This is a genomic window from Kitasatospora sp. NPDC028961, from assembly GCF_055564815.1.
Genome location: NZ_JBVHVO010000001.1, coordinates 581,185 through 606,322, shown reverse-complemented (window position 1 = coordinate 606,322; position 25,138 = coordinate 581,185). Strand labels below are relative to the sequence as shown.

The following is a 25,138-nucleotide window of genomic DNA, read 5'->3' as shown; positions in this document are numbered from 1 at the left end:
ACCCCTCACGCAGAAGGCACCCCATGCTGCTCACCATCGACGTCGGCAACACCCAGACCACGCTCGGCCTGTTCGACGGCGAGGACGTGGTCGAGCACTGGCGGATCTCTACCGATCCGCGCCGCACGGCCGACGAGCTGGCGGTGCTCCTGCAGGGCCTGATGGGCTCGCACACCGCGGTCAACGAGGCCGCGGTGGAGGGCCTGGCGATCTGCTCGTCCGTCCCCTCCGTGCTCCACGAGTTCCGCGAGGTGACCCGCCGTTACTACGGCGACGTCCCCGCGGTGATCGTGGAGCCGGGGGTGAAGACGGGCGTGCACGTCCTGATGGACCACCCCAAGGAGGTCGGCGCCGACCGGATCGTCAACGCGCTGGCCGCCAACCACCTGTACGGGGGCCCGTGCATCGTGGTCGACTTCGGTACCGCCACCACCTTCGACGCGATCAACGCCCGCGGCGACTACGTGGGCGGCGCGATCGCCCCCGGCATCGAGATCTCGGTCGAGGCGCTCGGCGCGCGCGGCGCCCAGCTGCGCAAGATCGAGCTGGCCCGCCCGCGCAACGTGATCGGCAAGAACACCGTCGAGGGCATGCAGTCCGGCATCCTCTACGGCTTCGCCGGCCAGGTCGACGGCCTGGTCGACCGGATGGCCAAGGAGCTCGCCAAGGACCCGGACGACGTCCAGGTCATCGCCACCGGCGGACTGGCCCCGCTGGTGCTCGGCGAGGCCGGCACCATCGACGTCCACGAGCCCTGGCTGACGCTGATCGGCCTGCGCCTGGTGTACGAGCGCAACCGGCCCAGCTGAGCCGGGAGTTCGCCGCACCCGCCCCGCGCCGCACGGCCCGAACGGGACATTCCCCCGCAGTTCCCCGCAGCCGCCCCGCCGTTGCGGGCGAACCCGGCCGGCGGGCCCCCGCGCTGTGTTAGTTTCACGCCCCGGGACGGGGCAGCACGCCCGTCCCGCGGCCGGGGGGACCGGCGGGCACCGGGGGGTGCGGGCGCGCGTCCGGCCCGCCCGACGAGCCCGCCCGCCCAGGCCGAGGCACTGCCGCCCCGTCACGTACGGGGCGGGCGAACCGTACGGGGCCACTCGGTCGGGCGGCCCGGAAGCCGGATCGAGGGTGGGGCGTGTCGATCGTCGAAGGGTCCGGGGCCGCTCAGGACGACGGCCCGGCCACCGGCCCCGGGGCGCCGCCGCCGGGCCCCGGCGGGTCGGTGCTGCGCCGCCGCGGGCGGCTGCTGCTGGCCGTCACGCTGGTCGCCGCGGCCGTCTCGGGGGCCGGGCTGGCCGCCTCACTGGTGATCAGGTCGCCCGCGCAGGCCGCCGCCGAGAGCGGGCCCCCGCCGCCCGACGTCCTGACGGCCGCCGTGGAGCAGCGCGTGCTGACCGACTCGGTGGTGCTCCGCGGCCAGGTCGGCGCCGGCCAGACGGTCGAGGTGGCCCCGGCCGGGAGCGGCGGTCCGGCCGGCGCCAAGCCGGTGGTCACCAAGCTCCCGGTGCGGTCCGGCGACCAGGTCGCGGCCGGGCAGTCGGTGCTGGAGGTCTCGGGGCGGCCGGTGTTCGCCCTCCGCGGCGGCCTCCCGGTGTACCGGGACCTCCGGCCGGGCGCCACCGGGCAGGACGTCGAGCAGCTCCAACAGGCCCTGAAGGAGCTCGGGTTCGGCTCGGACGGCGACCCCGCGGGGCGCTACGGCGCGGCCACCGGGGCGGCGGTGACGGCCTTCTACGCCGCCCGCGGCTACGACCCGCGGCCGGCCTCGCCGGACGGCGACGCCCAGGTGTCGGCCGCCCAGGACGCGGTGACGGGCGGCGAGCGGGCCCTGGCGGACGGCAGAGACGCGTTGAAGGCCGCGCAGAAGCGGCTCGACGACGCGCTGGCCGCCGAGCGGGCCCGGTCCGCCGCGCCGACGCCCGGCGCCTCAGCCGGCGAACCGGCCGGCGCCCCGGTCGGCGAGAGCCCGGTGGACGCGGCCCGCACCGCCGTCGAGACGGCCCGCAAACAGGTGACCCGGGCCGGCGAGGACCTCACCGGGCTCCGGAAGAAGGCCGCCGACGTCCGGGCCGCCGTCGGCCCGATGATCCCTGCCGCCGAACTGCTCTTCCTCACCGGCTTCCCGGCCCGGGTGGACGGCGTCGCCGGCCGGGTCGGCGGCGAGGTCACCGGCACCGTGCTGACCGTCTCGGCCGGGGCGCTGGTCGTGAAGGGCAGCCTGACCGCCCCCGACAAGGGCCTGGTCCGCCCGGGCCAGCAGGTGGAGATCCTCTCCGAGGTGACCGGCACCACCGCGACCGCGACGGTGACCGCGGTGGCCGACACCCCCGGCGAGGGACCCCCGTCCGGCAGCGGCACCGGCACCGCGCCCGGCGGCGGCGCCCGGCAGCCCGGCACGGACCGGACCGGCTACCCGCTGGTGGTCGAACCGGACGCCCCGCTCGACCCGAGGCTGGCCGGCCAGGACGTCCGCCTCACCGTCCGGGCGGCCTCCTCGGCCGGCCCGGTGCTGGTCGTCCCGCTCTCCGCCGTCTCCGCGACGGCGGACGGCCGGACGGTGGTGACGGTGTACGAGGGCGGAGAGCGCCGACGGGTCGAGGTGACCCCGGGCATGGTCGGCGGCGGCAGCACCGAGGTCCGCCCGCTGGCCGGGGGCGCGCTCGGGCCCGGCGACCAGGTGATCGTCGGGGTCCGGGCGGGCGCCCGGTGAGCGCCCCGCTGGTCGAGTTCCGCCGGGTCGGCCTGACCTACCCCGGACCGCCGCCGGTCACCGCCCTGGCCCCCTGCGACCTGGCCGTCGACCCGGGCGACTACGTCACGGTGACCGGCCCGTCCGGCTCCGGCAAGTCCACCTTCCTCAACATCGCCGGCCTGCTGGACGCCCCCACCACCGGCCGGTACCTGCTGGACGGCGTCGACACCGGCCCGCTCGCCGACGGCGACCGCACCGCCCTGCGCGGGCGCCGGATCGGCTTCGTCTTCCAGTCCTTCCACCTGCTCCCGCACCGCAGCGCGGCGGAGAACGTCGCGCTCGCCCTGCTGTACACCGCCGCCCGGGGCCGCCGGGCGGCGGCCGAGCGGCGCGAGCGGGCCCTCGAGGCGCTGGTCCGGGTGGGCCTCGGCCACCGGGCGGACGCCCTGCCGTCCCGGCTCTCCGGCGGCGAGCGCCAGCGGGTCGCGATCGCCCGCGCGCTGGTCGGCCGGCCGGCGCTGCTGCTCTGCGACGAGCCGACCGGCAACCTGGACACCGCCACCGCCCGGTCCGTCCTGGCCCTGCTGGACGACCTGCACGCGCAGGGCCTGACCCTCCTGCTGATCACCCACGACCCGCAGGTGGCCGCCCGCGGCCGGCGGACGGTGGCGATCCGCGACGGGGTGCTGCGGGAGGTGGGCGCCGGATGAGGCGGCACGGCCGCCCCCGCCCCGTCGAGCCCACCCGGCTGCTTCCGCGGGACCTGCTCGCCGAGGCCCTCGCCGGCGTGCTCCAGCGGCCCGCCCGCTCGGCGCTGACCGCGCTCGGCACCGTCCTCGGGGTCGGCGCCTTCGTCGCCGTGCTCGGGCTGACGGCCACCGCCTCGGCCCGGATCGACTCCCGTTTCAGCGTGCTCACCGCGACCGAGGTGAGCGTCGAGGACACCGGCGGCCCGCGACCGGACCTCACCCCGCTCTCCTTCCCCGCCGACGCCGACGCCCGGATCCAGCGGCTGAACGGGGTCGAGGCGGCCGGCGTCTACTGGCCGGTCCAGCTGCCCGCCGGGTCGGTCCGGGCCGCGCCGGTGGGCCGGCCCTCCGGCGGCGAGCAGGCGACCGTGGTCGCGGCCTCGGCCGGCCTCCTCACGGCGGCCGGGCCGCACCTGGCCCAGGGCCGGACCTTCGACGCCTGGCACGACACCACCGGGCGGCAGGTGGCGGTGCTCGGCTCCGCCCTGGCCGCCCGGCTCGGGATCGGCACGCTCGACACCCAGCCCGCGGTGTTCCTGGCCGGCCGGCCGTTCACCGTCATCGGCATCGTCGACGACGTCCGGCGCCGGCCCGACCTGCTGCTCTCGGTGGTCGTCCCGCGCGGGGCCGCCACCCGGCTCTGGGGCGGCCCCACCGGGGACCGCGCGAAGATGCTCGTCGCCACCAGGATCGGCGCCGCCCGGCAGATCGCCGACGAGGCCGCGCTGGCGCTGGACCCGGCCCACCCGGAGAACTTCACCGCCGTGCCGCCCCCGGACCCGCGCACCCTGCGCTCGGGCGTCACCTCCGACCTCGACCGGCTCTTCCTGCTGCTCGCCGGGATCTGCCTGGTGATCGGGGCCGTCGGGATCGCCAACACCACCCTGGTCGCGGTGCTGGAGCGGACCGGTGAGATCGGGCTGCGCCGCGCGCTGGGCGCCCGCGGCCGGCACATCACCGGCCAGTTCCTCTGCGAGTCCGGCTCGCTGGGGCTGCTGGGCGGCCTGGTCGGCAGCTCGCTGGGGGTGCTGACGGTGCTCGGCGTGGCGCTGGCCCGGGACTGGACCCCGGTGGTGTCCCCGGCGACGGTGGCCGCCGCCCCGGTCGCCGGGCTGGCCACCGGGCTGCTGGCCGGTGCCTACCCGGCCTGGCGCGCGGCCCGGATCCAGCCCGCCGAGGCCCTGCGGCGCTGAACGGGCGGTCGTTCGTCCACCGGACATTCACCGGGCCAAACGTGGGGGATCGGCGCGACGTTACCGACAAATCGGATATTCCTCACGTAGTGTCAGCCCATGCCTACGCCACACGGATCGCGCGGCGGCATGGCCTTCAGCGCCGACGAAGTCCGCGTGCTGCGCCGCGCCCTCGCCCAAGCCCTGCACCCCGCCGTCCCCGTCCACTTCCAGGTCTCCGACCGGCTGCCGTTCGCCGGCGCGGGCGCCGAGCTGTGGGCGGAGGACGTCCAGGACGCCCTGCGCCTGACCGAGGCGATCGACGAAGCCGTCCAGGAGGGCGGCCGGCTGCGCGCCTTCCTGCTCGCCGACCTCGGCCGCTACCGGGCGGCGCTGCCCGGCAGCGCCGCCGGCTACCTGGAACGCCTGGAGGAGGCGGTGGCCGACGGCTACCTCCCCGCGCCCGAGGACCTCACCGCGCTGCGCGGGCTGAGCCGTCAGCCGTGCGGCCAGACCGAGCGGACCCGCCGCTCGCGGCTGGCCGGGCGCTGCCACGCACTGGCCGAGGCGGCCGTCCGCGAGCGGCTCGCCCTCACCACCGGCCAGCGCCACCTCGTCGCCGTACCGAGCCCCGCCGCACCCCCGAGCAGTCTCCCCACCCCTGTTGGAGGACGGATCCCGATGAGCAGCACCGAGCCCGGCGCAGAGCAGCCCGACGCCCCCCAGCCCCGTCCGCACCGGATGCCGACCCCCGCCGAGCTCTTCGGCCGTCGCCCCCGGCCGCCGGCCCGGCCCGCCCCGCCCGCCACTCCCGACGAGGAGCTGGAGCTGGCCACCGGCACCGGCTGACCGCCCCGCCCCTGGAGGGGGAGACCGCACCGGCGGTCTCCCCCTCCGGCGTGCGGCCGACGCCGCGAGCGGCACGGCCAACCCGTGGCGGAGCGGCGGTCCGGGGCTGGCTACCCTGGGGGGGTGAGCGATCAGAGCCCCATCCCCGCGACCGACGACCTCCCCGAGCAGATGCGCGTCCGGCGCGAGAAGCTGGACCGGCTCCGGGCGGCCGGCGTCGACCCGTACCCGGTCGGCTTCCCCCGGACCAGCACCATCGCCGACCTCCGGGCCAAGCACCCGGACCTGGCGCCGGACACGGCGACCGGCGAGCGGGTCGGCATCACCGGCCGGGTGATCCTCTCCCGCACCGGCGGCAAGCTCTGCTTCGCCACCCTGCGCGACGGCAGCGGCGACCTCCAGGTGATGTTCTCCCTGGACAAGCTCGGCGAGGAGCGGCTGGCGGCCTGGAAGTCCGACATCGACCTCGGCGACCAGGTCGGCGTCGAGGGCGAGGTGATCACCTCCCGCCGCGGCGAGCTGTCGGTCATGGTGGACGCCTGGGCGCTCACCGCCAAGTGCCTGCGCCCGCTGCCGGACAAGCACAAGGGCCTGACCGACCCGGAGGCCCGGGTCCGCCAGCGGTACGTCGACCTGATCGTCAACCCCGAGGCCCGCGAGATCCTGCACCTGCGCAGCAAGGTGGTCCGCTCGATCCGCCGCACCTACGAGGAGCGCGGCTACATCGAGGTCGAGACCCCGATGCTGCAGCCGGTGCACGGCGGCGCCAACGCGCGTCCGTTCAAGACCCACATCAACGCGTACGACATCGACCTGTTCATGCGCATCGCCCCCGAGCTGTACCTCAAGCGGCTGGTGGTCGGCGGCGCGGAGAAGGTCTTCGAGATCAACCGCAACTTCCGCAACGAGGGCGCGGACTCCACCCACAACCCGGAGTTCACCTCGCTGGAGTCCTACGAGGCCTACGGCGACTACGACACCCAGGCCGAGCTGATCCGGGCGACGATCATCAACGCCGCCCGGGACGCGCTGGGCACCACGGTGATCCGCGGCCTCGACCCGCACGGCGTGGAGCACGAGATCGACCTGGCCGAGCCGTGGGCGGAGGTCAGCGTGTACCCCGGCATCTCGGCGCACCTGGGCACCGAGGTGACCCCGGAGACCGGCGTCGAGGAGCTGCGCGAGCTGGCGGCCGCGCACGGCATTCCCTTCGAGAAGGACTGGGGCCACGGCCAGATCGTGCTGGAGATGGTCGAGCGCCTGCTGGAGGAGAACGCCGTCGCGCCGACCTTCATCAAGGACTACCCGACCGAGGTCTCGCCGCTGACCCGCCAGCACCGCTCGGTCGCGGGCGTGGCCGAGAAGTGGGACCTGGTGATCTTCGGCACCGAGATCGGCACCGCCTACTCCGAGCTGGTCGACCCGGTCGAGCAGCGCGCCCGGCTGACCGCGCAGTCCCTGCTCGCCGCCGGCGGCGACGTCGAGGCGATGCAGGTCGACGAGGACTTCCTGCGGGCCCTGGAGTACGCGATGCCGCCCACCGGCGGCCTCGGGCTCGGGGTGGACCGCCTGATCATGCTGCTCACCGGCAAGAACATCCGGGAGACCGTGCTCTTCCCGCTCGTGAAGCCGGAGCCCAAGGCGTCCGCCGCCACCGCGGCGGCGGACAGGACCGAGGAGGAGTGACCTGATGGACTACGTCAGCGCGATCGTCCCGCCGCTGGTCATGGCGATCGGCTTCGGCTTCCTGGTGCGGGCCATCATCCGCAGCCAGGGCGGGGCCCAGAAGGCCAAGGAGGACGCGGTCGACTGACCCCGTCCCCGCCCGCGAGCACCGGCGCGCCGCCATTCCCGATTCCGGGGTGGCGGCGCGCCGGTTTGCCGCACTTCACAAGATTTGCCCCATTCACTCCCTATCCTGGCCGCACTATGGTCCGGCAACTCGGCGAACTTGAGAACGCCATCATGACCCGGGTGTGGCGGTGGAACCGACCGGTCACGGTTCGCGAGGTTCTGCTGGATCTGCGGTCGGAACGGGAAATCGCGTACACCACCGTGATGACCGTCCTGGACAAGCTCCACAGAAAGGGCTGGCTGCGCCGGGACCGCGCCGGGCGGGCCTATCGATATGAACCGGTCTCGTCCCGCGAGGCGTACACGGCGGCTCTGATGAACGACGCCTGGGCCACCAGCGACAATCCCGCGGCCGCCCTGGTGCACTTCTTCGGCCTCATGTCGCCCGAGCAACGGGAGGCGCTGCGCGACGCGTTGCGGGTGGCCGCTCTGTTCCCGACCGATCCGGCCGGGCCGGATTCCGCGGAGTCCGGGGCGGATACCGGGGGGACCGGACCGGCGCCGGCACGATAACGTCCCGCCATGGAGGTCACCATCCGCCGGGCGCGGACCACGGACGTGCGGGCAGTGCGCGGGCTCATCGACGCCTACTCCCGTGACGGCATTCTGCTCGACAAGCCCACCGTCACCCTGTTCGAATCCGTGCAGGAGTTCTGGGTCGCCGAACGCGACGACACCGGGGTGGTCGTGGCCTGCGGCGCGCTGCACGTCATGTGGGAGGACCTCGCCGAGGTGCGCACCCTCGCGGTCGATCCGTCCTGCCGCGGCCACGGGGTCGGCCACCTGCTGCTGGAGAAGCTGCTGCAGACCGCGCGGTGGCTCGGCGTCCGTCGGATTTTCTGCTTGACGTTCGAGGTTCCCTTCTTCGCGAAACACGGTTTCGTCGAGATCGGCGAGGTCCAGGAAACCGATGATGGTACGACAGACCCGGCGGCGATCGCTACGGATGTCTATGAAGAACTTCTCCGCTCGTACGATGAAGGTGTCGCCGAGTTCCTCGACCTGGAGCGGGTGAAGCCCAACACACTGGGCAACTCGCGCATGCTGCTGCACCTGTGAGCGGCTCCCGACCCGGGCAGGGGTTTGTGTTTTCCGGAGAAAGGCGCTTTCCTTTCCTTAGGCAATGGGTCGTTTAGCGGAAAGGGAAGCCCGTGGCACAGAGGGTGCAGGTCATTCTTGAAGACGATCTCGACGGCGGTTCGGCGGACGAGACGGTGACGTTCGCGCTCGACGGCGTTGCCTACGAGATCGATCTGAAGAGCGCCAACGCGGACAAGCTGCGCGGTCTGCTGGCGCCGTACGTGGAGAAGGGCCGCAAGCAGAGCGGCCGGCTCGCCGGCGCCCGGCGCCCGGGCCGCGGCGCGGCTCCGCGTCCGTCCGGTAGCGCGCCGGACACCGCGAAGGTCCGCGCGTGGGCCAAGGAGCAGGGCCTGGAGGTCAACGACCGCGGCCGGGTGCCGAGCACCGTCCGCGAGGCCTACGACAAGGCCAACGCGGCCTGATCCCGGCAGCGCCGGACCGCCGGAGCGGATGCGGGGCCCCGGTGGTCGCCGGAGGCACACCTGGCACATGCGCGGGGCGCGGAGGAACCTTCTCCGCGCCCTGCGGCGCGTGCCCGTCCGGCCCGTCCGGCCCACCCGGCCGCTGCGGGCCGTCCGCCCGGCTCCGCGGGCACGCCGGCGGACCGGGGCACGGGCGCCCCTTCGGGCACCCGCCCGGGCAGCACCGGATCGGGCGGCGGAACAATCACGAGCTGTGCAACGCTGTAGGAGCGAAGCGGTAACGCCGACACCACCGGGATGGCCTACCGACCCCGAGGGCCGGAGCTGACCCACCGTCACCGCCGGCCGACTTCTCGCCAGGCGAACACCGCCACCGCGGAAACTGCGCGAGAACCATCCCGATACCGGGTATGAATGCAGGTGGACGGCGCCCCGCGCACCGTCCGGGGCAGTACGTGCGACCCGCCGGAGACCCTCCGGATCCGCCGGGGCCGGTGTTGTTCGCCGATGGCGTAGCGGTATCTGGTGCATCCGGCCCACCTGTGGGAACACCGTCTCCCAGCATCAGGTTGGGATTGGTGTCGGCTGGTCGCGCAGCATCTCGCTCCCGTACCGGGGAGTGAATCCGTGGGCCGCGCCGCTGAGCGGGACTAGCATGCGGAAGGACAGGGCGGGGACCGACCCCGAACTGCCCGACCGCTCTGAGGAGCGATAAACGATGTTCGAGAGGTTCACCGACCGCGCGCGGCGGGTTGTCGTCCTGGCTCAGGAAGAAGCCCGGATGCTCAACCACAACTACATCGGCACCGAGCACATCCTCCTGGGTCTGATCCACGAGGGTGAGGGTGTCGCCGCTAAGGCCCTGGAGAGCCTCGGGATTTCTCTTGAGGCCGTTCGCCAGCAGGTCGAGGAGATCATCGGCCAGGGCCAGCAGGCCCCGTCCGGTCACATTCCCTTCACCCCCCGGGCGAAGAAGGTCCTGGAGCTGTCGCTCCGGGAGGCCCTGCAGCTCGGCCACAACTACATCGGCACCGAGCACATCCTGCTCGGCCTGATCCGCGAGGGCGAGGGCGTCGCCGCCCAGGTCCTGGTGAAGCTCGGCGCCGACCTCAACCGGGTGCGCCAGCAGGTCATCCAGCTGCTCTCCGGGTACCAGACCGGCGGCGGCAAGGAGTCGGCCACGGCCGGCGGGCCCGCCGAGGGCACCCCGTCGACCTCGCTGGTCCTCGACCAGTTCGGCCGCAACCTGACCCAGGCCGCCCGCGAGGCCAAGCTCGACCCGGTGATCGGGCGCGAGAAGGAGATCGAGCGGGTCATGCAGGTGCTGTCCCGCCGCACCAAGAACAACCCCGTGCTGATCGGTGAGCCCGGCGTCGGCAAGACGGCCGTGGTCGAGGGCCTGGCCCAGGCGATCGTCAAGGGCGAGGTCCCGGAGACGCTCAAGGACAAGCAGCTCTACACGCTGGACCTGGGCGCCCTGGTGGCCGGCTCGCGCTACCGCGGTGACTTCGAGGAGCGCCTGAAGAAGGTCCTCAAGGAGATCCGCACCCGCGGCGACATCATCCTGTTCATCGACGAGCTGCACACCCTGGTCGGCGCGGGCGCCGCCGAGGGCGCCATCGACGCCGCCAGCATCCTCAAGCCGATGCTGGCCCGTGGCGAGCTGCAGACCATCGGTGCCACCACGCTCGACGAGTACCGCAAGCACCTGGAGAAGGACGCCGCGCTGGAGCGCCGCTTCCAGCCGATCCAGGTCGCCGAGCCGTCGCTGCCGCACACCATCGAGATCCTCAAGGGCCTGCGCGACCGCTACGAGGCCCACCACCGGGTCTCCATCACGGACGCCGCCCTGGTCGCCGCCGCCACCCTGGCCGACCGCTACATCTCGGACCGCTTCCTGCCGGACAAGGCGATCGACCTGATCGACGAGGCCGGCTCCCGGATGCGCATCCGCCGGATGACCGCGCCGCCGGACCTGCGCGAGTTCGACGAGAAGATCGCCGACGTGCGCCGCGAGAAGGAGAGCGCGATCGACGCGCAGGACTTCGAGAAGGCCGCGTCCCTGCGCGACGACGAGAAGCAGCTCCTGCAGGCCAAGGCCAAGCGCGAGAAGGAGTGGAAGGCCGGCGACATGGACGTCGTCGCGGAGGTGGACGAGGAGCTCATCGCCGAGGTCCTGGCCACCGCCACCGGCATCCCGGTCTTCAAGCTGACCGAGGAGGAGTCCTCCCGGCTGCTGCGCATGGAGGACGAGCTGCACAAGCGCGTCATCGGCCAGAAGGACGCCATCAAGGCGCTCTCCCAGGCCATCCGGCGCACCCGTGCGGGCCTCAAGGACCCGAAGCGCCCCGGCGGCTCGTTCATCTTCGCCGGCCCGTCCGGTGTCGGTAAGACCGAGCTGTCCAAGACGCTCGCCGAGTTCCTCTTCGGCGACGAGGACGCGCTGATCTCGCTCGACATGTCCGAGTTCTCGGAGAAGCACACCGTCTCCCGGCTCTTCGGTTCGCCCCCCGGTTACGTGGGCTACGAGGAGGGCGGCCAGCTGACCGAGAAGGTCCGCCGCAAGCCGTTCTCCGTCGTCCTCTTCGACGAGGTCGAGAAGGCCCACCCGGACATCTTCAACTCGCTGCTGCAGATCCTGGAGGACGGTCGCCTGACCGACTCCCAGGGCCGCGTGGTCGACTTCAAGAACACCGTCATCATCATGACAACCAACCTCGGCACCCGGGACATCTCCAAGGGGTTCAACCTGGGCTTCGCGGCCACGGGCGACTCCACCACCGGGTACGAGCGGATGAAGGCGAAGGTCGGCGAGGAGCTCAAGCAGCACTTCCGCCCCGAGTTCCTGAACCGCGTCGACGACATCGTGGTCTTCCACCAGCTGTCCGAGGAAGACATCATCCAGATCGTCGACCTGATGATCGACAAGGTGGACGGCCGGCTGCGGGACCGCGACATGGGCCTGGAGCTCAGCATCGAGGCCAAGAAGCTGCTCGCCAAGCGCGGCTACGACCCGCTGCTCGGTGCCCGTCCGCTGCGCCGCACCATCCAGCGCGAGATCGAGGACCACCTCTCCGAGAAGATCCTCTTCGGCGAGCTGCGAGCCGGTCACATCGTGGTCGTCGGTGTCGAGGGCGAGGGCAAGGAAGCGAAGTTCACCTTCCGCGGCGAGGAGAAGTCCGCGGTCGCGGACACTCCGGCGGCCGTTGCCTCGTCCGGTCCGGACCTGACGAAGTAGTAACAGTTAACAGATAACAGCACACCGTCTGAGCCCCCGGCGTTCGCGCCGGGGGCTCAGTCCGTTTACGTGCCGTTACGAAAACTGTGATCCACCCCACGGGCTCGCAGGTGGGAGGCCTGGTCGGGCGGTGGTGCGGGTGCGACCCAGTGAGCAGGCATCTTTAATACCAATGTTGTTGACGGATCGTCAGTTGATAGCGGGTCGCGGAGCATAGCGGGGTGGCCATGTAACGGTCAAGGTCTATCTTTTCCGTCCACGCTTGGATCAAATGTCGTCCACCTGTCTTTCATTGGTTTACCGGAAGGCCAAGAGCCGGACCGGTTTGGGGAGGACGTCACAACGTTGAAGATGACCAGGAAAGCCGCCGCGGCCGCCACGGCCGGGGCGGTCATAGCCGCTCTGGGCGCGGGTCTGTTCCCGAGCACGGCCCTCGCGGCCGGCTCGGCGCCCACGCCGAAGGACCCCGCTGACGCCGTTCAGTCGGTCAAGACGGACCACAACCTGCCGGGCCCGCTGACCGAGAAGGTCGAGGCCGAGCAGAAGGCCGCCACCGAGCAGCTGCTCGCCGGCACCGCGAAGGTCGAGGAGCACGGCGGTAGCTCCAGCATCAAGCTGGGCAAGGACAAGTACGTCGAGCTCGCCCGCGAGCGCACGGACAAGATCTTCACCATCCTGGTCGACTTCAGCGACCAGGTGGACAACACCACGAAGACCCCGGACGGCAAGATCAAGTTCGGTGGGGACCCCGGTCCGCAGCACAACCAGATCGAGAAGCCCGACGCGGCGACCAACAACTCGACGCTCTGGCAGGCTGACTACAACCAGCAGCACTACCAGGACATGTACTTCAGCAAGACCCAGGACTCGCTGAAGACCTTCTACGAGAAGCAGTCCTCGGGCCGCTACTCCGTCGACGGCCAGGTCACCGACTGGGTGAAGGTCCCGTGGAACGAGGCCCGTTACGGCTCGGACTACTGCGGCCAGCACGTCTGCAACAACGCGCAGGACCTGATCCGCGACGGCATCAACGCCTGGGTCGCCGACCAGAAGGCCAAGGGCCAGACGGACGCTCAGATCAAGGCCACCATCGCGCAGTACGACCAGTGGGACCGGTACGACTTCGACCACGACGGCAACTTCAACGAGCCCGACGGTTACATCGACCACTTCCAGATCGTGCACGCCGGTGAGGACCAGTCGGCGGGCGGCGGCAAGCAGGGCGACAACGCGCTGTGGGCCCACCGCTCGTACGTCTACGGCACCCAGGCCGGCTCCACCGGCCCCGCCAACAACCTGCTCGGCGGCACCCCGGTCGGCTCCACCGGCATCTGGATCGGTGACTACACCATGCAGCCGGAGAACGGCGGCCTCGGTGTCTTCGCCCACGAGTACGGCCACGACCTCGGCCTGCCGGACCTGTACGACACCTCGGGCAGCGGGATCGACAACTCGGTCGGCTTCTGGTCGCTGATGTCCTCCGGCTCCTGGCTCGGCGAGGGCAAGAACTCGATCGGCGACATGCCGAACGACCTCGACGCCTGGAGCAAGCTCCAGCTCGGCTGGCTGAAGTACGACAAGGCCAAGGCCGGCACCGAGACGACCCACCACATCGGCCCGGTCGAGTACAACTCGAACCTGCCGCAGGCCCTGGTCGTCGACCTGCCGAAGAAGACCGTCACCACCGAGATCAACACCCCGTTCGCGGGTGCCAACGAGTGGTGGAGCGGCAGCGCCGACGACCTCAACGTCTCGCTGGCCCGTGACGTCGACCTGACCGGCAAGACCAGCGCCGCGCTGACGGCCAAGGCCTGGTACGACATCGAGCAGGACTTCGACTACGGCTACGCCGAGGTCTCCACCGACGGTGGCGCCAACTGGACCGCCCTGGACGGCACCTTCAACGGGGTCGCGATCCCGAAGAACGCCGCCAACAAGGCCGGCCTGACCGGCAACTCGGGCAACAAGTGGGGCGACCTGTCGTTCTCGCTCGACGCCTACGCGGGTAAGGCCGTCAAGGTCCGCTTCCACTACACCACCGACGGCGGTCTGCACCTCAAGGGCCTGGCCCTGGACGACATCGCCATCGCCGCCAACGGCGCCACCGTCTTCACCGACGGTGCCGAGAACGGCGACAACGGCTGGACGGCCAACGGCTTCTCCCGCATCACCGGCAAGTTCTCGAACGACTACGCGCAGTACTACATCGCCGAGAACCGCCAGCACATCTCGTACGACCGGACCCTGAAGACCGGCCCGTACAACTTCGGCTTCTCCAACACCAAGCCGAACTGGGTGGAGCACTACCCCTACCAGGCCGGTCTGCTGATCTGGCTGTGGGACACCTCCCAGAGCGACAACAACGTCACCAACCACCCGGGTTCCGGCCTGATCCTCCCGGTCGACTCGCACCCGACCCCGATCAAGTGGGCCGACGGCACCCTGATGCGCCCGCGCATCCAGGGCTACGACTCGACCTTCGGCTCGCGCAAGGTCGACAGCCTGACCCTGCACAAGAGCGGCGTCGAGACGGTCGTCCCGAAGGCCAAGGGCGTCGACGAGTTCAGCGACCTCAAGTCGTACTGGTCGAAGGACAACCCGTACAGCAGCGTCATCGTCCCGAAGACCGGCACCAGCATCGAGGTCGAGAACGAGTCCTCGAACTACCTCGAGACCTGGATCCGCGTCCGCCCGGTCGACAACTGATCGAAACGAGCAGTGACGATCAGCCTCTGACCAGGCACTGATTCACCTGTCCGGCCCGTCCCCGCAGCTGCGGGGGCGGGCCGGACGCTTGTCCGCGAGAGGTCCGCGCGGCCGCCGGAGTCCGCCCGTCCGGCGGGGTCCGCGAGGCACTTCCGGTCGGACCTACCGGTCCGGCAGCAGGGCGAGGAAGGCGTCCACCGCCTCGGTGACGTCCTTCCCGGTCCACTCCAGCGCGTCCGCGGCCACCGTGACCTCCGTCATCGACAGCCCCGGCAGGCCCTGCTCGCGCCAGCCGCCGAACAGGGCCGTCCCCGACTCCTCCGCCAGCCGGAGTCCCGCGAGGTCCAGCTCCTGCGGGGGGTAGGGAAGCCAGAGCTGGAACTGATGGGTGTGCGGCGGGGCCGGGTGGACCCGGGCGCCCGGAACGCCCGCGAACCCCTCGGCGAGCGCCGCCGCGACCGTCCCGGCGTGCGCGACGTACTCCCCCAGGCGCGGCAGTTCGCGGTCCAGGCCGGCCAGCGCGGCGAGTGCCGCCGGCCACTGCTGGAACAGCTGGCCGCCGTAGCGGTGCCGCCAGGCCTTGGCGGTCCGCACGAAGCGGGCCCGGCCGGCCAGCGCGGCGCCGCTGATCCCGCCGAGCGTCTTGTAGAAGGAGACGTAGACCGAGTCGGCCTGGGCGGCGATCTCCGGCAGCGGGCGGTCGAAGTGCACCACCGACTCCCAGATCCGGGCCCCGTCCAGGTGCAGCGCGGCGCCGTGCTCCTCCCGGACCACCGCGGCCACGGCCAGCAGGTCCGCCCAGGACGGCAGGACGAACCCGGCCTCGCGCAGCGGCAGCTCCAGGATCATCGCCGCGTACGGCTCGTCGAAGGCCCGCAGCTCGGCCACGGTGGGGAGCCGCGGCGCGACCGTGGGCCAGACGCTGCGCAGACCGCTGAGCCGCCCCAGCGCGTGCCGCTCGTGCAGTTCGGTGTGCCCGAGCGGGTGGGTGGCCACGGTCGGCAGCGCGGCGGCCTCGGCGTGGATCCGCAGCGCGACCTGCTGGGCCATCGTGCCGGTGGGGAAGAACGCGGCGTCCTCGGTGCCGAGCAGCTCGGCGACCCGGTTCTCCAGGGCCCGCACCACGCCGTCGCCGTACATGTCCGGCCGCCGGTCCAGGTCGTAGGCGCCCTCGCCCTCCTCGGCCAGGGCGGCGAGCCGCTCGCGCAGGCTTCGCGGCCGGGTGCCGGAGAGCAGCCGCTCGCAGCCGCGCAGCGCGGTGTACCGGCGCTCCTGGACGCCGGGCCCGCGGTCGGCTTCGGTCTCTTCGCTCCTGTGGGGATACATGCGTCGATGGTCCCGCAGGGACGGCGCGGGGTCAGCGGTGCGGACACGACGGGCGCCGCGGGCCCGGCCGGAGCCCGGTGCCGGGTGGCACTGGTCACAAGCACCCCCCGTGGTACGAGCGGCGGTAGTAGCGCGACACGGCGGGGCCCCGGGAGACCCGGGCCGTGACCCTACTGTCGGATCACATGATCGTTACTCCGTCGGCTTGAATCTCCGGCCGGGCGGTGACTACACGCCGTAGTACGTCACACCGTTTGGGAGTCCGCTCGGTGACGGTTACACCTGAGTGGTCCCCGCACAGCACGCCCGAACGGGCTCGTTGCGCTGCCCCCGTACGTCCGTGAGGTCGAGCTACCGATGTCTTCCGTCCCGCCCATGGGGCCGGCCCTGCGCCGCCTCGCCGCCGACGCGGCGAACCGGGCGGCCGCCTGGCAGCCCCGGCTCGGCCAGGCCGTCCGCACCCACGCCGCCCCGCTCCGCACGCTCACCGCGCCCCGCCACGTGCTCCCCGGGGGCCCGCTGCGGGCCGACCGGCACCGCACCGTCACCGCGATCGGCGCGAGCGCGGTGATACTGTCCGGCGCCCTGCTGGTCGCCGCCCCCGGCAGCGCCTCGGCGCAGACGGTCATCCCCACCACCCCCGGCAGCTCCGCCTTCACCTCCTCGTCCGCCGCGGTGCCCGCCCCCACGCCGGTACAGGTCGCCGGCCCGAGCGCCTACAAGCTGCCGCACGAGCACGGCTCGGCGCAGGAGTACGTGGCGGTCGCCGCCAACCTGCTGCCCCCGGAGCCGCCCGCCCCGGCCGCGCCGTCCGCCGACCAGGCTCCGGCCGCCGAGGCCGCTCCGGAGCCGGCGCCCGCACCGGCACCAGCACCCGCTCCGGCCCCCGCGCCCGAGTGGTCCGCGCCGGTGCCGGGCGCGCCGACCAGCAACCCGTACGGCGTGGCCAACCCCGAGTACGCGGCCGGCTACCACACCGGCGTGGACTTCGCGGTGTCCCCGGGCACCGCCCTGCTGGCGGTCGGCAACGCCACCGTCGTGTCGGCGGGCTGGGACGGCGCCTACGGCAAGGAGGTCGTGCTGCGGCTGGCCGACGGGCGGTACGCGCAGTACGCGCACATGTCGTCGATCTCGGTGTCGGCGGGCGACCGGGTGTCGGCCGCCGAGCAGATCGGCCGCTCCGGGAACACCGGCAACTCGACCGGGCCCCACCTGCACTTCGAGATCCGCTCCAGCAACCACTACGGCGCGGTGGTCAACCCGATCGCCTACCTCTCCGGGCACGGGGTCACCGGCTTCTGAGGCCGCGGCACACGACGAGGGGCGGACCGGTCCACGCGACCGGTCCGCCCCTCGGGCGTTCGTGGGCGGGCGCCGGGCCGCTCAGACCCGGACCGGGGGGCTGATCAGGGCGCCGATCTCCAGCGCGACCCGCTGCGCGGCCGCCATCGCCTCCTCCACGGTGGCCACCGGTACCGCGTGCTCCGGGACGTGCCCGGGCTCCTGGCACTCGGCGGCGTCCTGCTTGATCAGGAACAGGGCCGAGTTGATGGTGAACAGCGACATCGCGGCGCGCAGCCGGTCCTCGAAGGTGGCCTCCGGGCCGTGCACCAGCCGGACCATCGCGATCATGCGGTCCTTGAACTCCACCCCGGCGGGCGAGTCGCGCAGCGCGGGCTGGTTCTCGTGGAAGAAGCGCAGCAGCGGGGCCCGCTCCGACATGCCCGCCGCGAACCGGCGGATCAGCTCGTCGCGCAGCGCGGGCGTCCACTCCTGCTCGCGGCCCCAGGCGATGGTGTCGTCGATCGGCGCGGCCATGCTCTGCACGATGCCGTGGACGATGTCGTCCTTGGTCTTGAAGTGGTAGTAGAGCGCGGCCTTGGTGACGCCCAGGCGGTCGGCGATCTCGCGGAGCGAGGTCTGCTCGTACCCCTGTTCGGAGAAGAGCTCCAGTGCGACCGCGACGATACGGGCCCGGGTGTCGCTGCGGGGGCTGTGCGTCGTACCCATGGCCTGCCTCGTTGACTGCGTCGGTGACTGCTGCGGCTGCGTTCGGCCGGCGCCGGTCGACGCCTGCCCGTCCGAACTCATTCTCCCCGTTCCGGTGGTCGACCTGGAAACTGGCTTGACGACCGGCTAGTGCACAACTTACCGTGCCGACGGTCCACAAACTAGCCGGGCGACAAGTAAGTAAGCCTTCCGCAGGCCAGATCGGTCGTCCGCCTCCAGTCCGGGAGACACCACCCCATGTCACAACCCAAGGCCGCCACCCCGGCACCGGAAACGACGACGCCCGAGGAGCAGCAGACGCGCTCCCCCCGGGAGATCCGCCTGGTCATGATCGGCCTGGTGGTCACCATGCTGCTGGCCATGCTCGACAACCTGATCGTCGGCACCGCGATGCCGACGATCGTCGGCGACCTCGGCGGCGCCGAGCACCTGTCCTGGGTGGTGACCGCCTACACCCTGGCCACCGCCGCCTCCACCCCGATCTGGGGCAAGCTCGGCGACCTCTACGGCCGCAAGGGCATCTTCCTCACCTCGATCGTGATCTTCCTCGTGGGTTCGGCGCTGTCCGGCCTCTCGCAGAACATGAACGAGCTGATCGGCTTCCGCGCCCTCCAGGGCCTGGGCGCCGGCGGTCTGATGGTCGGCGTGATGTCGATCATGGGCGCGCTGGTCCCGCCGCGTGACCGCGGCAAGTACCAGGGCATGTTCGCCGCGGTGATGGCGCTCGCCACCATCGGCGGCCCGCTGGTCGGCGGCTTCATCACCGACCACCTGAGCTGGCACTGGACCTTCTACATCAACCTGCCGCTCGGCGTGATCGCGCTCGCCGTCGTCGTGGTCACCCTGAAGCTGCCGAAGGTCCGCAGCAAGGCCCGCATCGACTACGTCGGCGCGCTCCTGCTCACCACCGGCATCACCGCGCTCACCCTGATCACCACCTGGGGCGGCCAGGAGTACGCCTGGGGCTCCAAGCAGATCCTGGGCCTGGGCGCGCTCGCCGCCGCCACGCTGATCGCCTTCTGCTACGTCGAGCAGCGGGTCGAGGAGCCGATGCTCCCGCTCGACCTGTTCAAGAACCTGAACTTCACCCTGGTCTCGCTGATCGGCTTCATCGTCGGCTTCGTGATGTTCGGCTCGACCGTCTTCCTGCCGCTCTACCAGCAGACCGTGCAGGGCGCCTCGGCGACCAACTCCGGCCTGCTGCTGATGCCGATGATGTTCGGCATGCTGGTCGTCTCGCTGGTGGTCGGCCAGGCGGTCACCAAGACCGGCAAGTACCGGATCTACCCGATCATCGGCACCATCGTGATGACCGGCGGCATGCTGCTGCTGTCCATGCTGTCCACCGACACCAGCAGCTTCGCCTCGGCCTGCTACATGGTGGTGCTCGGCGCCGGCATGGGCTTCCTGATGCAGATCACCATGCTGGTCGCGCAGAACAGCGTGGAGCTCAAGGACATGGGCGTGGCCAGCTCCACCGCCACGCTGTTCCGCACCATCGGCGGTTCCTTCGGTGTGGCGCTGTTCGGGGCCCTGTTCAACAACCGGGTGACCGAGACCATGAAGGAGCGGCTCGGCGACGCGGCCGCCAACGGCGGTGGCAAGGGCGACCCGAGCTCCCTGAGCCCGGCCGCGCTGCGGGCGCTGCCCGCCCCGGTCCAGGACGCGTACCACCACGCCGTGGCCAACGGCATGCACACCGTCTTCCTCTGGGGCGCCGCGGCCGCGGTGATCTCGATCGCCGCGGCGGTGTTCCTGCGCGAGGTGCCGCTGCGCGGCGCCGGCTCGCCGGCGAAGGACGACGCCAAGGGCACCGAGCCCAACATCGAGGCCGTCGCGATCTGACGCCCGGAAAGCCCCCCTCCCGCCCTGGGAGGGGGGCTCTCGCGTCTCCGGGCGCGGGTGGTTCCGGTCCGCCGTCCCGCAGGCCGCCACGGGCCGCCACGGGCCGCCCCCGTGCTACTGCGGCAGGCGGTAGACGCCCTGCTCGACCGGCTCGACCAGGCCGTCGGCGACCAGTCCGTCCAGCGCCCGGGCCCGCTGCACCGCGTCCGGCCAGACCGCGTCCAGCCGTGCCTGCCCGACCGTGCCGTGCGCGTCCCGCAGCACCGCGAGGAGCTTCCCGCGCACCTGCCGGTCCGTTCCCTCGTAGGTCTGGCCGCGCCGGGCCGGGCCCTCGTACGGCGGGCGGCCGGCCCGCTGCCACGCACAGTGGCTGAACAGCGGACAGCCGCCGCACTCCGGTGCGCGCGCCGTGCAGACCAGGGCCCCCAGCTCCATCACGCCGACCGCCCAGGTCGCCGCCGTGTCGGCGTCGTCGGGCAGCAGCGCCGTCGCCGTCCGCCGCTCGGCCGCCGTGGTGGCCTGCGCCGGGTACTCCACCCCGGTCACCGCACGGGCGAACACCCGCCGGACGTTGGTGTCGAGCACCACGTGCCGCTGGCGGAAGGCGAACGAGGCCACCGCCGCGGCCGTGTACTCCCCGACGCCGGGCAGCGAGAGCAGCGTCGCGTGGTCGTCCGGGACGACGCCGCCGTGCTTCTCGGTGATCGCCACCGCCGCCCCGTGCAGGCGCAGCGCCCGCCGCGGGTAGCCCAGCCGGCCCCACATCCGGACCGCCTCGCCCGGCGCGTCGGCCGCCAGGTCGGCCGGTGTCGGCCAGCGCTCCAGCCATGCCGCGTAGGCCGGCAGCACCCGCTTCACCGGGGTCTGCTGGAGCATGAACTCGCTGACCATCACCGCCCAGGGCGAGGCCTCCGGGGTCCGCCAGGGGAGGTCGCGCTGGTGGGCGTCGTACCAGCCGAGGACGGTCGAGTGCAGGACCGGCAGCGGCAGCGGCAGCGGCAGCGGCAGCGCCGGTACGGCGGCCGCCGCGGACGAGGGGGCGGGGACGGCGGGGGTGACGGTGATGGCAGCCATGGCCCTTCGATCCTCCCATGTCCGCGCCGCCGCTCGAAGCGGGTGCGGGACCTGGCGCGGAGCGGCCTCGGAGCTGCCTCTGATCAGGCTTGGAGCGGACGGGCGGGTTCCGGATTGTCTCGGAAGGCTCCCACCCGGACTCCCCCGAACGGCTCATATGGCGGATCATGTGAAGGAAGGGACGAGTGTGCGGTGTTGATGAGTCACAGGGCACACACTGTCTCGTAGAGTTTGGGCGTGCCTTCTCTGCGTCAACCCGTGGGACCGTTGCCGGCCTCGATCTACTGGCGACGGCGTCTCGTCGTCGCCGTCGCCGTCGCCGCGGTCGTCGCCCTGCTCGTCTGGCTGATGTCCGATCAGGGCGGTGGTGGTGACGGACCGGCGGGCAAGGGCGCGCAGGCCGCTCCCTCCCAGACCCCGGTCCAGACGATCACCCCGGGCGCGTCGTCGACCGGGCCCGCGAACAACTCGCGCCCCGGCAGCGGCGGGACGGGCGGCACCAACCCGGGCGGTGGCGCGGTCTCCGGATCCGGTGGCGGCGACGCCAGCCTCAGCACCGGCGGTGCGGGCGGCTCCGGTGGCACGGCCAACCCGGCCACCGTCGGCGGCTCGGCCACCGGCGGATCGGCCGGCGGCGGGTCCGCCGCGGGCGGTACGGGCGGCGGCGCGGCCAGCGGCTCCGGCGGCAGCGGCGGCACTCCCCCGGTGAACACCTCCGAGGTGATGGCGCTGCCCGTCTGCGCCTCCTCCCAGGTGACGCTGGAGCTGGCCAGTGCCCAGAACTCCTACCAGCCCAAGGACAAGCCGAAGCTGACGCTGACCGTCCACAACTCCTCCGGCGCCAACTGCCGCGTGGACCTCGGGCGGACGGCCTCCGCCATCACGGTGACGGCCAGCAACGGCGACCGCGTCTGGTCCTCCGGCGACTGCCCGGCCGACCGCGGCGGCAACTGGGTGCAGATCCCGGCCAACAGCGGCCTGACCGAGACCTTCACCTGGGACCGCGGCCGCAGCAAGCCGCAGTGCGCCACCGCCGATCCGGCGGCCGCGCCCGCCGGCACCTACCTGGTGGTCGCCGACCTCACCGGCCTCTCCGGCGGCCAGGTGTCGGCGCGCTCCTCGATCCGCCTGGAGAGCTGAGCGCCCCGAACACCCCGCTCTCCCGACGCCCTCCCGCCAAGCCCCGGCGCACGCCGCGCCGGGGCTTCGGCGCGTTTCCGGCCACCTCCGGACGGGGTTCGCCGGGGCGGCGCGACGGGCGGCGCCGCGACACGGAGCGGCCCCCGGGGAAGGTTCCCCGAGGGCCGCCCGCACGTACTTGGTCGTCGTCAGACGTAGCGCTCCAGGATGGACGATTCAGCAAGTCGGGACAGGCCCTCGCGCACCGAGCGCGCCCTGGTCTCGCCGACGCCCTCGACCGTCTGCAGATCGTCGATGCTGGCCGCGAGCAGCTTCTGCAGTCCGCCGAAATGCTCGACCAGCCGCTCTATCACGGTGTTGGGCAGGCGCGGGATCTTGGCCAGCAGGCGGTAGCCGCGCGGCGAGACCGCGGAGTCCAGCGACTCCGGCGAGCCCGAGTAGCCGAGCGCCTTGGCGACCGTCTGCAGGTCGAGCAGCTCGGCGTGGGTCAGCGCCTCCAGATCGGCCAGCACCTCGGCGACCGTCCGGCCCTTCTTCGCGGCCCGCTCCGGGAAGTAGTCCCGGGCGACCAGCTCGCGCTCCGGCTCCACGCCCGCGATCAGCTCGTCCAGTTGGAGGGAGAGCAGCCGGCCGTCGATACCGAGCTCCAGCACGTAGCCGGCGATCTCGGTGGCGATCAGCCGGACCATCTCCAGCCGCTGGGCGACGGCGGTGACGTCCCGGACCGTCACCAGGTCCTCGATCTCCAGGGCGGAGAGCGTGCCGGCCACCTCGTCCAGCCGGAGCTTGTACCGCTCCAGCGTGGCCAGCGCCTGGTTCGCCCGGGAGAGGACGGTGGTGGAGTCCTCCAGCACCCGGCGGGTGCCGTTGACGTACATCGCGATCAGCCGCATCGAGTGCGACACCGCGACCACGGGGAACCCGGTCTGCCGGTTGACCCGCTCCGCGGTGCGGTGGCGGGTGCCCGTCTCGTCGGTGGGGATGGTGGAGTCCGGCATCAGGTGCACCCCGGCCCGGACGATCTTGGTGATGTCCTTGTCCAGCACCACGGCGCCGTCGAGCTTGCACAGCTCGCGGAGCCGGGTCGCGGTGAACTCGACGTCCAGGACGAACCCGCCGGTACAGATCGACTCGACGGTCTTGTCGAAGCCGAGCACGATCAGACCGCCGGTGTTGGCCCGCAGCACGCGTTCCAGGCCGTCACGCAGCCCCGTGCCGGGGGCGATGGCGGTGAGGGAGGCCCGCAGCAGGGCCTCCTCGCGGGAGGACTTGTCCACCCGGTCGCTGCCTGCCACGTGACTCCTCCGGTCGACCCCGTGCCGCGCGCCTCGCGCCGTGCGCCGGCCTACGGTCTGTCGCTCTGTCGCTTATTACTGCCTTATTGCCAATTAGACAGGGGAAAGTCTAACTGCGTGCGGCATTAACAGGGCTTGGGTCAGCGCAGTTCGTCCGAGTCGACCGGCTCCCACCCCTCCATGAGCTCCTCCGGGTAGGCCGCGACGGGCGCCGCGGCGGCGGCCCGGCGCGGGGTCGGCGGCGCCGACGGCGCCTCACCGCGCGGCTTGGCGGCGGCCCGGCGGCGGCCCGGGATGGCCCGCAGCGCCTCACCGATGTCCGCGACCTCGACGACCGTCATCCCCGCCGGCACCTTGCCCGGGTCCGGCGGGACCAGCGCGTGCGTGAAGCCCAGCCGGTGCGCCTCGGCCAGCCGCCGCTGCACACCCGTCACCCGCCGTACCTCGCCCGCCAGACCGACCTCGCCGATCGCCACCAGGTTGCTCGGGAGCGGGGTGTCCGAGGAGGAGCTGGCCACGGCGAGCGCGATCGCGAGGTCCGCCGAGGGCTCGCTCAGCTTCACCCCGCCGACCGTCGCGGTGTAGATGTCCTGCTTGCCGAGCTTGACCCCGCCGTGCCGCTCGACCACGGCCAGGATCATCGCGATCCGGGGCGACTCCAGGCCGGAGGTCGTCCGGCGCGGGGACGGGATCTGCGAATCCACCATCAGCGCCTGCACCTCCGCCACCAGCGGACGCCGGCCCTCCAGCGTGACGGTCAGGCAGGTCCCGGGGACGGGCTTGTCACGCCTGGTCAGGAAGAGGCCCGAGGGATCGGCCAGGCCCACGATGCCCTCGTCGTGCAGCTCGAAGCAGCCGACCTCGTCGGTGGCGCCGTAGCGGTTCTTGATCCCGCGGATGATCCGCAGCCGGGCGTGGCGGTCCCCCTCGAAGCTCAGCACCACGTCCACCAGGTGCTCCAGCAGGCGGGGGCCGGCGATCTGGCCGTCCTTGGTGACGTGGCCGACCAGCAGGGTGGCCATGCCGCGGTCCTTGGACGCCCGGATCAGCGCACCGGCCACCTCGCGGACCTGGGCCGGCCCGCCGGGCGCGCCGTCCAGCTCGGCCGAGGCGATGGTCTGCACCGAGTCCAGGATCAGCAGGCCCGGGTTCACCGCGTCGATGTGCCCGAGGACGGCGCCGAGATCGGACTCGGCCGCGAGGTACAGGTGCTCGGAGAGCGCGTTGATCCGGTCCGCCCGCAGCCGGACCTGACCGGCCGACTCCTCACCGGTGACGTAGAGCGTGCGGTGCTGGGCACTGGCCGCCTTGGCCGCGACGTCCAGCAGCAGGGTGGACTTGCCGACGCCGGGCTCGCCGGCCAGCAGCACCACGGCGCCGGGGACGATCCCGCCGCCGAGCACCCGGTCCAGCTCGGGCACACCGGTGGAGCGGGCCGTCGCGACCTGGCCGTCGATCTGGGCGATCGGGCGCGCGGGCGCGCTCACCGGCCCGGCGGCCGTCGTCCTGATCGGCACCGCGCCGTACTCCTCGACCGTGCCCCAGGCGTTGCACTCCGGGCAGCGGCCGACCCATTTGGGCAGCTGGTTGCCGCACTCGGTGCAGCGGTAAGCCGGGCGCGGCTTGGCGGTGGTCTTGGTGCGGGCAGCCATGCGGTCACCGTAGCGCCTGGGTACGACAACGCGGGTC

Annotated in this window: 20 protein-coding genes; 15 read left to right on the top strand and 5 right to left on the bottom strand. The window is 72.4% G+C overall.

The window, feature by feature from the left end; all coding sequences use genetic code 11:
• Positions 1-23: 23 nt before the first annotated feature.
• The 12 genes from ACZ4UX_RS02660 (at position 24) to ACZ4UX_RS02605 (ending at position 14,759) form a co-directional block, all read left to right on the top strand.
• Positions 24-809, top strand: coding sequence for a type III pantothenate kinase (locus ACZ4UX_RS02660; protein WP_352286146.1), 786 nt, complete (start codon positions 24-26; stop codon positions 807-809).
• 323 nt (positions 810-1,132) lie between these two features.
• Complete coding sequence (locus tag ACZ4UX_RS02655; protein WP_465705120.1) at positions 1,133-2,707, top strand: peptidoglycan-binding protein; 1,575 nt, start codon at positions 1,133-1,135, stop codon at positions 2,705-2,707.
• A complete protein-coding gene (locus ACZ4UX_RS02650; RefSeq protein WP_465705118.1) occupies positions 2,704-3,399 on the top strand; it encodes an ABC transporter ATP-binding protein in 696 nt (231 codons plus the stop codon). Before ACZ4UX_RS02655 ends, ACZ4UX_RS02650 begins: the two co-directional genes overlap by 4 nt.
• The gene (locus ACZ4UX_RS02645; RefSeq protein WP_465705116.1) at positions 3,396-4,631 is read left to right on the top strand and encodes an ABC transporter permease; all 1,236 of its coding nucleotides are present in this window, start codon (positions 3,396-3,398) and stop codon (positions 4,629-4,631) included. The genes ACZ4UX_RS02650 and ACZ4UX_RS02645 overlap by 4 nt, the downstream gene beginning before the upstream one ends.
• Positions 4,632-4,730: 99 nt before the next feature.
• Complete coding sequence (locus ACZ4UX_RS02640; protein ID WP_465705114.1) at positions 4,731-5,459, top strand: hypothetical protein; 729 nt, start codon at positions 4,731-4,733, stop codon at positions 5,457-5,459.
• A 123-nt stretch (positions 5,460-5,582) separates the two neighbouring features.
• The gene (lysX, locus tag ACZ4UX_RS02635) at positions 5,583-7,145 is read left to right on the top strand and encodes a bifunctional lysylphosphatidylglycerol synthetase/lysine--tRNA ligase LysX (protein WP_329488347.1); all 1,563 of its coding nucleotides are present in this window, start codon (positions 5,583-5,585) and stop codon (positions 7,143-7,145) included.
• 4 nt (positions 7,146-7,149) lie between these two features.
• On the top strand, positions 7,150-7,272 hold the full coding sequence (locus tag ACZ4UX_RS02630; RefSeq protein WP_329488349.1) for a hypothetical protein: 123 nt from the start codon (positions 7,150-7,152) through the stop codon (positions 7,270-7,272).
• 116 nt (positions 7,273-7,388) lie between these two features.
• Complete coding sequence (locus ACZ4UX_RS02625) at positions 7,389-7,826, top strand: BlaI/MecI/CopY family transcriptional regulator (protein WP_352286136.1); 438 nt, start codon at positions 7,389-7,391, stop codon at positions 7,824-7,826.
• 9 nt (positions 7,827-7,835) lie between these two features.
• Positions 7,836-8,372 carry an amino-acid N-acetyltransferase gene (locus tag ACZ4UX_RS02620; RefSeq protein ID WP_465705111.1) on the top strand — a complete coding sequence of 179 codons (537 nt, stop codon included), beginning with the start codon at positions 7,836-7,838 and terminating at the stop codon, positions 8,370-8,372.
• Positions 8,373-8,464: 92 nt separating this feature from the next.
• Positions 8,465-8,815, top strand: coding sequence for a histone-like nucleoid-structuring protein Lsr2 (locus ACZ4UX_RS02615; RefSeq protein WP_329488352.1), 351 nt, complete (start codon positions 8,465-8,467; stop codon positions 8,813-8,815).
• Positions 8,816-9,533: 718 nt separating this feature from the next.
• A complete protein-coding gene (locus ACZ4UX_RS02610) occupies positions 9,534-12,053 on the top strand; it encodes an ATP-dependent Clp protease ATP-binding subunit (RefSeq protein WP_329488353.1) in 2,520 nt (839 codons plus the stop codon).
• 351 nt (positions 12,054-12,404) lie between these two features.
• The gene (locus ACZ4UX_RS02605; RefSeq protein WP_465705109.1) at positions 12,405-14,759 is read left to right on the top strand and encodes an immune inhibitor A domain-containing protein; all 2,355 of its coding nucleotides are present in this window, start codon (positions 12,405-12,407) and stop codon (positions 14,757-14,759) included.
• A 162-nt stretch (positions 14,760-14,921) separates the two neighbouring features.
• Here the strand turns inward: ACZ4UX_RS02605 and ACZ4UX_RS02600 are convergent, their stop codons facing one another.
• Positions 14,922-16,085, bottom strand: a complete 1,164-nt coding sequence (locus ACZ4UX_RS02600; protein WP_465705107.1) for a threonine aldolase family protein — start codon at positions 16,083-16,085, stop codon at positions 14,922-14,924.
• Positions 16,086-16,442: 357 nt separating this feature from the next.
• On the opposite strand from ACZ4UX_RS02600, the gene ACZ4UX_RS02595 reads away from it, so the two are divergent.
• Entirely contained in the window at positions 16,443-17,387 is a 945-nt protein-coding gene (locus tag ACZ4UX_RS02595; protein WP_465705105.1) for a M23 family metallopeptidase, read from the top strand.
• A gap of 81 nt (positions 17,388-17,468) precedes the next feature.
• Here the strand turns inward: ACZ4UX_RS02595 and ACZ4UX_RS02590 are convergent, their stop codons facing one another.
• Positions 17,469-18,095 (bottom strand): TetR/AcrR family transcriptional regulator, encoded by a 627-nt coding sequence (locus ACZ4UX_RS02590; protein WP_352286128.1) that lies wholly within the window; start codon positions 18,093-18,095, stop codon positions 17,469-17,471.
• 237 nt (positions 18,096-18,332) lie between these two features.
• Between ACZ4UX_RS02590 and ACZ4UX_RS02585 the strand changes: the two genes are divergently transcribed.
• The gene (locus tag ACZ4UX_RS02585) at positions 18,333-19,940 is read left to right on the top strand and encodes an MDR family MFS transporter (protein ID WP_359805174.1); all 1,608 of its coding nucleotides are present in this window, start codon (positions 18,333-18,335) and stop codon (positions 19,938-19,940) included.
• A 114-nt stretch (positions 19,941-20,054) separates the two neighbouring features.
• Here ACZ4UX_RS02585 and ACZ4UX_RS02580 read toward each other — a convergent pair whose 3' ends face one another.
• On the bottom strand, positions 20,055-21,014 hold the full coding sequence (locus ACZ4UX_RS02580; RefSeq protein WP_465705103.1) for an HhH-GPD family protein: 960 nt from the start codon (positions 21,012-21,014) through the stop codon (positions 20,055-20,057).
• Between the two features lie 237 nt (positions 21,015-21,251).
• On the opposite strand from ACZ4UX_RS02580, the gene ACZ4UX_RS02575 reads away from it, so the two are divergent.
• Positions 21,252-22,154, top strand: coding sequence for a hypothetical protein (locus ACZ4UX_RS02575; RefSeq protein WP_465705101.1), 903 nt, complete (start codon positions 21,252-21,254; stop codon positions 22,152-22,154).
• Between the two features lie 188 nt (positions 22,155-22,342).
• Here ACZ4UX_RS02575 and disA read toward each other — a convergent pair whose 3' ends face one another.
• Entirely contained in the window at positions 22,343-23,449 is a 1,107-nt protein-coding gene (disA, locus tag ACZ4UX_RS02570) for a DNA integrity scanning diadenylate cyclase DisA (protein ID WP_329488361.1), read from the bottom strand.
• A gap of 140 nt (positions 23,450-23,589) precedes the next feature.
• Positions 23,590-25,101, bottom strand: a complete 1,512-nt coding sequence (radA, locus tag ACZ4UX_RS02565; RefSeq protein ID WP_465705099.1) for a DNA repair protein RadA — start codon at positions 25,099-25,101, stop codon at positions 23,590-23,592.
• Positions 25,102-25,138: the final 37 nt, after the last annotated feature.